Consider the following 7,672-nt stretch of genomic DNA (forward strand, 5'->3'; position numbering starts at 1 on the left):
GAATCGTCGATAATTCGCGCATGACCACCCGCCTCAACAAGCACATCGCCGAAACCGGCTTCTGTTCCCGCCGCGAGGCCGACCGCCTGATCGCCGAGCGCCGCGTCACCGTCAATGGCCAGCCCGCGGGCGTCGGCGCGGTGGTCGGCGAGGACGACGAGGTCCGGGTGGACGGCCAGCCGCTGAAGGCGCGCACGGTGAAGGCCGGCAAGCGCAAGCATGTCTACATCGCGCTGAACAAGCCAGTCGGCGTCACCTGCACCACCGAGAGTTCGGTGAAGGGGAATATCGTGGACTTCGTCGGCCACGAACAGCGCATCTTCCCGATCGGTCGCCTGGACAAGGATTCCGAAGGGCTGATCCTGATGACCAGCAACGGCGACATCGTCAACCAGATCCTGCGCGCGGAGAACCGCCACGAGAAGGAATACCTGGTGGCGGTGAACAAGCCGGTCACCGACGAGTTCCTGCGCGGGATGGCGCGCGGCGTGCGCATCCACGGGCAGATGACCCTGCCGTGCCGGACCAGCCGGATCGCCAAGTTCGGCTTCCGCATCATCCTCACCCAGGGCCTGAACCGGCAGATCCGGCTGATGTCGGCCGAGTTCGGCTACCGGGTCACCCAACTGCGTCGCGTGCGCATCGACAACCTCAAGCTGGGCGCGCTCAAGCCCGGCCAGTGGCGCAACCTGACCGACGCCGAATTGCGCGGATTGTTGCCGCAGCACCAGGACTGGTAGCCGCCGTGCTGCGCACGCTGGCCATCGGCAACTACCGTTCGCTGCGCGAACTGGAGATGCCGATGGCGCGGCTCAACCTGATCACCGGCGCCAACGGCAGCGGCAAGTCCAATCTCTATCGCGCGCTGCGCCTGCTGGCCGAGACCGCGCAGGGCGGGGTGGTGCGCGCGCTGGCGCGGGAAGGCGGCCTGCCGTCAGTGCTGTGGGCGGGGCCGGAACAGTTCAGTGCCGGCATGCGCCGCGGCGAGGTGCCGGTGCAGGGTGGACCGCGGCAGGCGCCGGTGGCGCTGCGGCTGGGATTCGCCGGCGAGGACTTCGGCTACGCCATCGATCTGGGACTGCCGGTTCCGTCGATGTCGGCGTTCGCGCTGGATCCGGAAATCAAGCGCGAGGTGATCTGGAGCGGGCCGTTCCTGCGCGAGGCCAACGCGCTGGTGGATCGGCGCGGGCCGATGGCGCGGATCCGCGAAGGGCGTGGATGGCGGGTCGTGGCCGAACACCTGACCCCGTTCGAAAGCCTGTTCACCCAGATCGCCGATCCGGTCAGCGCGCCGGAAGTGCTGGACCTGCGCGAGCGGATTCGCGGCTGGCGCTTCTACGATCATTTCCGCACCGACGCCGAAGCGCCGGCGCGGCTGCCGCAGCTGGGCACCCGCACGCCGGTGCTGAGCCACGACGGCCACGATCTGGCGGCGGCCTGGCAGACCATCCGCGAGATCGGTGATCGCGCGGCGCTGGACGCGACGGTCGAGGACGCCTTTCCCGGCGCGCGGGTGGAGGTGGACGTCCGCGACGGACGGTTCCAACTGGTGTTCGCCCAGCACGGCCTGCTGCGGCCGCTGTCGGCGGCCGAACTGTCCGATGGCACCCTGCGCTACCTGCTGTGGATCGCGGCCCTGCACACGCCGCGCCCACCGCCGCTGATGGTGCTCAACGAGCCGGAGACCAGCCTGCATCCAGACCTGCTGCCGGCGCTGGCGCGGCTGATCGCGCAGGCGGCGCAACGTGGTCAGGTGTGGGTGGTGTCGCACGCCTCGCGGCTGATCGCCGCGCTGGAGGAACACGAGGACTGCCACACGGTCCAGCTTGAAAAGGCGCTGGGCCAGACCGGCGTGGCGGGGCAGGGTCTGCTGGACCGGCCGGCCTGGCACTGGCCCGAGCGCTGAATACATGCGGCGCCGCTTGATCGCGATCAAGGTCGTGCCGGCGCGGACCCGATAACTTGGATGGGCCGGGATCCCACCGGCATCTTTCCCAAGGAGCCGCGCGATGAAGATTCTGTTGGCCGTCGATGAAAGCGAGACCGCGCTGCAGGTCGTCAAGCATGCCGCGCAGTTGGCCAAGCAACTGTCGGCGCCGCCGTCGATCGCCCTGGTCTATGTCAACCTGCCGCTGCCCAAGGCGGTGGCCAAGGAACTGGGCGTGGATGGCTCGGAAGCCTATTACGCCGACACCGCCGCGGCGGTGCTGCGCAAGGTGCGCGCGGCGATGAAGCGCAATCGCCTGCCGTTCACCGAACACCGCGCGGTGGGGCCGGTGGCCGAGACCCTGGTGCGGCTGGCCAAGGCCGATCGCGCCGATCTGATCCTGATGGGCAGCCACGGTCGCGGCACCCTGAAGAGCCTGCTGCTGGGTTCCGTCGCCAGCAAGGTCATCGCCACCAGCCCGGTGCCGGTGATGGTGGTGCGCTGAGGCTTGCGCGGGAGCAAGTGATCCTTCCGGGTGAGTGGCCCGAGAAGCAAGTCCCCGGTCACCTGCTGCGCAGGTGACCGCCCCCTTTGGAAAAAGGGGGGGTGAAAGAGGGGCTATCAAGGGGGGGCGTCGCGCGCTTCGCGCTTACGGCGAGCCCGCGCTGCGCCACAGCGCGGGCCAGTCGCCCGGTTCACCGCCGCGGCGACTGCCCAGGTAATTCCACTGGACCAGTTGGAAGTCGCGGCCGTCGAACACCCAACTGGCGCTCTCGCCGCAGTCGGCCAGGCCGCGGCCCTTGGCCATGTGGTACAGGACCGACTCGTCGTTGTTGTAGCCGGCATTGGTGAAGGCGTCCCAGGCAGCCTGCCGCCCTTCGTCCGGCGATGAGCACGTCGGCGTCGGCAGGACCAGCCGGCGCGCATCGGCGGGGCGATCCATCGGGGTGCGGAAAGCCATATGCGACGATTGGTAGGCGCCGCGCCAGCATTCGATCAGGACCAGCGCTTCGCGCGGGGTCAGTCCCACGGCGATATCGAAGGTGTTGTCGGTGGAATCATCTCCCGCCGGCCTGTGGCAGTTCTCCGTCTCCAGCAGCGCCGATTGCGCCCGCCGCACCGCGCCGATCAGACGCTCACGTGTGTCGTCATCCAGCGGTTGCAGGGCCGACGCCGGTTTCACCGCGGGCGGCGGCGCGGGCGCGGCGGGCACCTGCGATGCCGGTTTGTCGCCACTGCGCAGCAGCGCGGTGACGTTGCCGAGCCGGCCCTGGGTTTCATCGATGAGGAGCAGGCTCGCGCTCAGCCCGTCCAGTGGCACGCCGCGTTCGCGTTCGCCATCGCCGAAGGTCAGCTCATGGCCGTTGCGCAGGACCTTCAGCAGGGCGCGCACGCGATCCGGGTCGTGGCTGTCCAGCGTCTGCATGCCGTCCTGCTCGGGCGACAGCGTCCAGTGGCGCGCCTCCAGCGCCAGCGGCTTGCCGTCGACGCGCAGTGTGGCCAGATCCACCGGCACGCCGGATTCCAGCGCCAACGACAGCCCGCCTGCCGGCCCGGCCTCCGCGATCAGCCGCAGCATCAGCGGCGAGATTTCATTGGCACCGCGTGCCTCGCAGCGGGCGGTGTTGTCGCAGGCGACCACCCAGTCCTTGAACTGGCGGTAGACCGGCGTGGTCGCGCAGGCGCTGGCCGACACGCACAGCAGGAGCAGGGGGAGGAGACGGCGCATGATTAGGACTTCCTTGGACATGGCATTCCGGCACGTGGTGGCGCGGACCCGGGAAATGAAAAACGAGACGTGCAATCTGCACCCGGCAGGGCGCGCGTTCAACTCACTTTGAGCTGGGCAATTTGAACGTTGATCTGCGCGTCTGCGTGGCGGTTCAATCCACCAGGTTCTTGGCCTCGGAAGTCCCCAGCACTTCCGGGTGATGCACCGCGCCGGTGGCCTTGCGCCGTTCCAGCAGCGGATGCAGGAACACGGCGGCCAGGATGATCGCCACGCCCAGGTAGAACAGCGGGGTCAGCTCGCGCTGTTCGCCCAGCAGCGCGATGGCCAGCAGGATCGCGTAGATCGGTTCCAGGTTCGTCACCAGTTGCACGCCGTATGCGGTCAGGTGGCGCAGCGCCACCAACGACAGCGCGAATGGCAGCAGCGTGCACAGCAGCGACAGCGCGACCAGATAGGCGCCGTCGCGCAGGCCGGGCAGCACCAGCAAATCACCGGCGAAGGCGGGGAACAGCAGCGGCATCAGCGGCGCGAGCGCGGTCAGCAGCAAGGTGCCGGCGCCGAGTTCCAGCGCGGTGACGGTGAGCGGATCCGCGTGTTCGACCAGACGCTTGTTGAGCGAGCCGAACAGCGCCACGAACAGGGCCGACACCGCGCCCACCGCGACGCCCAGGCGCATGCCGTCCGGCACGCCGCCGACCACCAGCGCCACGCCGGGCAGCACGGCCACGCCGAACGCGAGCTCGCGCGCGGAGAACGGACGCCGCGCCAGCCACGGTTCCAGTACCGAAGTGAACGCCGGCGCCAGCGCGATGCAGGTTGCCGCCACCGAGGCGTTGGCCAGCTTGATTGCGCCGTAGAAGGTCAACCAATGCAGTGCCACCAGCGCGCCGATGCCGGCGTAGGCCAGCATCAATCGCGGCGACATGGCGCGCAGGCCGCGCCAGACCCGCGGCAGCAGCGCCAGCGCGACCACCACCAGCAACATGCGCCACCACACCAGCGGCAGCGCCGGCAGGGTGATGAGCTTGCCGAGGATGGCGGTGAAGCCCCACAACAGCACGCAGAAGTGGATTTGCAGTTGCGCTCTGGCGTGCGGGGTCATCGGCATGCGCGTATTGTGGCCGAAGCGGCGCGCACTGGCGACGCCGCCACGCCCGGATCCGCACGAGGCCGCATGCACGCGCATCACGAATTCGCCGAACACCTGCGCGAACTGCTGGCCAGCCTGGGCGCGGTGCGGCTGCGGCCGATGTTCGGCGGCCTCGGCGTCTACCTGGACGACTGCATGTTCGGGCTGGTCATGGACGAAACCCTGTATCTGAAGACTGATCCGGCCAGCGTCGACGCGTTCCGCGACGCCGGCGGCGAACCTTTCGTCTACCGGCCGGTGCGGGACGGCCATGTGCCCGGCTACTGGACGCCCCCGGCCGAGGCGCTGGAGTCGGCGGCGGCGATGCGGCCGTGGGCGCAGAAGGCGCTGGAGGCCGCGCGGCGACGGCCTGCCCGACGACGCTGATCCCGCCAGCCAGCGGACTTTTGCCATCACAGCCGCCAGCCCCCTCCCCCGCAAGCGGGGGAGGGCTGGGGTGGGGGGCAACCGAAGCCGATACCCTTTGACAACCGAACAGCAATCCGAAGCCCGCAGCCTTCATCCACGAGACGGACAGGCCCGCGCTCCCATCCCGCAAACGGACGGCCAGTCGTACAGTTCCGCCCGGTTTTATGACAGGCTGTCGTCCGTCTCCCCATGCGGCCCCGCCAATGGAACCTGGACTGACTCCGAAAGGACGTATGTGCGCCGCCATCGTCGCGGCGGTCTCGGCGTCGTCGCTGGTGCTGCAATACCTGTTGTTGCTGGAGCTGACCCGCGACAACGTCGGCGTGGCGTTGGGCACGCTGCGTTTCTTCAGCTACTTCACCATCCTCAGCAACCTGGGCGTGGTCGCGGTGTGCGTGGCCGCGCTGCGCGGTGCCGACGGATTCTTTTCGCGGCTGCGCGTGCGTGGCGCCATCGCGCTGTATATCGGCGTGACCGGGCTGATCTACCTGTTGATCCTGCGCCACCTGTGGCAGCCGCAGGGACTGCAATGGTGGGCCGACACCGGCCTGCACTACGCCACCCCGCTGCTGTATGTCGGGTGGTGGCTGGCGGCCGCGCCGCATGGCCGCTTGAATCTACGCGACGCGGTGGCCTGGCTGCTGTTCCCGCTGCTGTACCTGGCGTGGGTGCTGCTGCGCGGCGCCTGGCTGGGCGAGTACCCGTATCCGTTCATCGATGCCGGCAAGCTGGGCTACGCCCGCACCGCGATCAACGCGATCGGCATCCTGGTCGTATTCCTGTTGCTGGGCGGCATCCTGCTGGCCCTGGATCGCCTGCTGTCGCGACGCCGGCACGCCCCGAATCCCTGATATCCCCCGTAGGAGCGACGTCAGTCGCGACCGCATCACTCCAGGTGGCGACGGACGGAGAACAAGCGAAAGGCAAAAGCTCGCGACTGACGTCGCTCCCACAGGATAGGAGTTCGCCCATCCCCGCCCTTGTGGGAGCGACGTGAGTCGCGATGCCCTTGGCTTTTGAGTTGACCCTTCGAAAGGGTCGCGACTTACGTCGCTCCTACAGGAGGGGCGTGTTTCCGTCCTTGGGGAGGCGGTGGACGAGGGGCCGCCGGGCATGCCATGTTCGCCGCCTTCGGCGAACGCGGGACCGCGCATGACTTCCATCGAAGGGCAGCATCACCGGGCGTTCAACCGGCAAGACGGCAAGACGCTCGGGCTGGCCGCGCTCGGCGGTGCGCTGGAGTTCTATGACTTCGTGGTGTTCGTGTTCTTCACCCGCGTCCTGGGTGAGCTGTTCTTCCCGCCGGGCACCGAGCCGTGGCTGGCGCAATTGCAGGTGTATGGCATCTTCGCCGCCGGCTACCTGGCGCGTCCGCTGGGCGGCATCGTGATGGCGCATTTCGGCGATCGCGGCGGGCGCAAGCGCATGTTCACCCTCAGCGTGCTGCTGATGGCGGTGCCGACCCTGCTGATCGGCCTGCTGCCGACCTATGCGCAGATTGGCCTGCTGGCACCGCTGCTGCTGTTGCTGCTGCGCATCGTGCAGGGCATCGCGGTGGGCGGCGAGGTGCCGGGCGCGTGGGTGTTCGTGGCCGAACACGTGCCGGCGCGGCACGTGGGTTTCGCCTGCGCCAGCCTGACCGCCGGACTCACCGCCGGCATCCTGATCGGTTCGCTGCTGGCGGCCTGGATCAATACGACGATGACCCCGGCCGAGGTTGCCGGCGGCTGGTGGCGGCTGCCCTTCCTGCTCGGTGGCGCGTTCGGCCTGTTCGCGGTGTTCCTGCGCCGCTGGCTGCAGGAGACGCCGGTGTTCGTGGAGATGCGCGCGCGCCGGCAGCTGGCGGAGGGTTTGCCGGTACGGCAGGCGCTGGCCGGACACGCGGGCGCGGTGCTGCGTTCGATGCTGGCGTCCTGGCTGCTGACCGCCGCGATCGTGGTGGGCGTGCTGCTCACGCCCAACCTGGTGCAGTCCTCGTTCGGACTGCCGCCGGCGCTGGCGTTCCAGGGCGGCAGCGTGGCGACGGCCGCGCTGATCTTCGGTTGCCTGGCGGCGGGCTGGGCGGTGGACCGCTTCGGCGTGGCGGCCACGCTGCTGGTCGGATCGCTCGCGCTGGCCGCGTCGATCTATGCGCTGTACCTGCCGCTGGCGGCGGGGGATGCCTCGCAGTTCGTGCCGCGCTATGCGCTGGCCGGTTTCTGCATCGGCGTGGTCGGCGCGGTGCCGGCGTTGATGATCGCGGCGTTCCCGCCGGCGGTGCGGTTCTCCGGCGTGTCGTTTTCCTACAACGTCGCGTATGCGCTGTTCGGTGGCCTGACCCCACCGCTGGTGGCCTACCTGTCCACCCATCTGGGCAAGACCGCCCCGGCGCACTACGTGGCCTTCGCCTGCGGCATCGGCGTGCTGGTGGCGCTGCTGTCGATGCGGCGCGGTTGACGAAGGCCTTTGTAGGAGC

General features: G+C 69.0%; 8 protein-coding genes. 6 read left to right on the forward strand and 2 right to left on the reverse strand.

Annotated features, from left to right (window positions below; all coding sequences use genetic code 11):
* Window positions 1-20: 20 nt before the first annotated feature.
* From ACTJI2_RS16950 to ACTJI2_RS16960, 3 genes are all read left to right on the forward strand, one after another.
* Window positions 21-740, forward strand: a complete 720-nt coding sequence (locus tag ACTJI2_RS16950; protein WP_440842814.1) for a pseudouridine synthase — start codon at window positions 21-23, stop codon at window positions 738-740.
* A gap of 5 nt (window positions 741-745) precedes the next feature.
* Entirely contained in the window at window positions 746-1,906 is a 1,161-nt protein-coding gene (locus ACTJI2_RS16955; RefSeq protein WP_440842815.1) for an AAA family ATPase, read from the forward strand.
* A gap of 103 nt (window positions 1,907-2,009) precedes the next feature.
* Complete coding sequence (locus tag ACTJI2_RS16960; RefSeq protein WP_183638435.1) at window positions 2,010-2,432, forward strand: universal stress protein; 423 nt, start codon at window positions 2,010-2,012, stop codon at window positions 2,430-2,432.
* A gap of 144 nt (window positions 2,433-2,576) precedes the next feature.
* Here ACTJI2_RS16960 and ACTJI2_RS16965 read toward each other — a convergent pair whose 3' ends face one another.
* A complete protein-coding gene (locus ACTJI2_RS16965; RefSeq protein WP_440842816.1) occupies window positions 2,577-3,656 on the reverse strand; it encodes a DUF1176 domain-containing protein in 1,080 nt (359 codons plus the stop codon).
* A 154-nt stretch (window positions 3,657-3,810) separates the two neighbouring features.
* On the reverse strand, window positions 3,811-4,767 hold the full coding sequence (locus ACTJI2_RS16970) for a DMT family transporter (protein WP_440842817.1): 957 nt from the start codon (window positions 4,765-4,767) through the stop codon (window positions 3,811-3,813).
* Window positions 4,768-4,833: 66 nt separating this feature from the next.
* On the opposite strand from ACTJI2_RS16970, the gene ACTJI2_RS16975 reads away from it, so the two are divergent.
* The 3 genes from ACTJI2_RS16975 to ACTJI2_RS16985 all read left to right on the forward strand — a co-directional run bounded on the left by ACTJI2_RS16975 (window position 4,834) and on the right by ACTJI2_RS16985 (window position 7,653).
* Window positions 4,834-5,175 (forward strand): TfoX/Sxy family protein, encoded by a 342-nt coding sequence (locus tag ACTJI2_RS16975; protein WP_440842818.1) that lies wholly within the window; start codon window positions 4,834-4,836, stop codon window positions 5,173-5,175.
* A gap of 275 nt (window positions 5,176-5,450) precedes the next feature.
* Entirely contained in the window at window positions 5,451-6,068 is a 618-nt protein-coding gene (locus ACTJI2_RS16980; RefSeq protein WP_440842819.1) for a Pr6Pr family membrane protein, read from the forward strand.
* 301 nt (window positions 6,069-6,369) lie between these two features.
* Window positions 6,370-7,653: an MFS transporter gene (locus ACTJI2_RS16985; protein ID WP_192199295.1), complete on the forward strand. Its 1,284-nt coding sequence runs from the start codon at window positions 6,370-6,372 to the stop codon at window positions 7,651-7,653.
* Window positions 7,654-7,672: the final 19 nt, after the last annotated feature.

The sequence above is a fragment of the Pseudoxanthomonas sp. 22568 genome (assembly GCF_052044485.1).
GTDB classification, from domain to species: Bacteria; Pseudomonadota; Gammaproteobacteria; order Xanthomonadales; family Xanthomonadaceae; genus Pseudoxanthomonas_A; species Pseudoxanthomonas_A beigongshangi.

Bases quoted from the DNA above. Each gene is read 5' to 3' on its own strand.
- ACTJI2_RS16950 (WP_440842814.1), top strand. From the start codon at position 21: ATGACCACCCGCCTCAACAAGCACATCGCCGAAACCGGCTTCTGTTCC.
- ACTJI2_RS16960 (WP_183638435.1), top strand. From the start codon at position 2,010: ATGAAGATTCTGTTGGCCGTCGATGAAAGCGAGACCGCGCTGCAGGTC.
- ACTJI2_RS16965 (WP_440842816.1), bottom strand. From the start codon at position 3,656: ATGCGCCGTCTCCTCCCCCTGCTCCTGCTGTGCGTGTCGGCCAGCGCC.
- ACTJI2_RS16970 (WP_440842817.1), bottom strand. From the start codon at position 4,767: ATGCCGATGACCCCGCACGCCAGAGCGCAACTGCAAATCCACTTCTGC.
- ACTJI2_RS16975 (WP_440842818.1), top strand. From the start codon at position 4,834: ATGCACGCGCATCACGAATTCGCCGAACACCTGCGCGAACTGCTGGCC.
- ACTJI2_RS16980 (WP_440842819.1), top strand. From the start codon at position 5,451: ATGTGCGCCGCCATCGTCGCGGCGGTCTCGGCGTCGTCGCTGGTGCTG.
- ACTJI2_RS16985 (WP_192199295.1), top strand. From the start codon at position 6,370: ATGACTTCCATCGAAGGGCAGCATCACCGGGCGTTCAACCGGCAAGAC.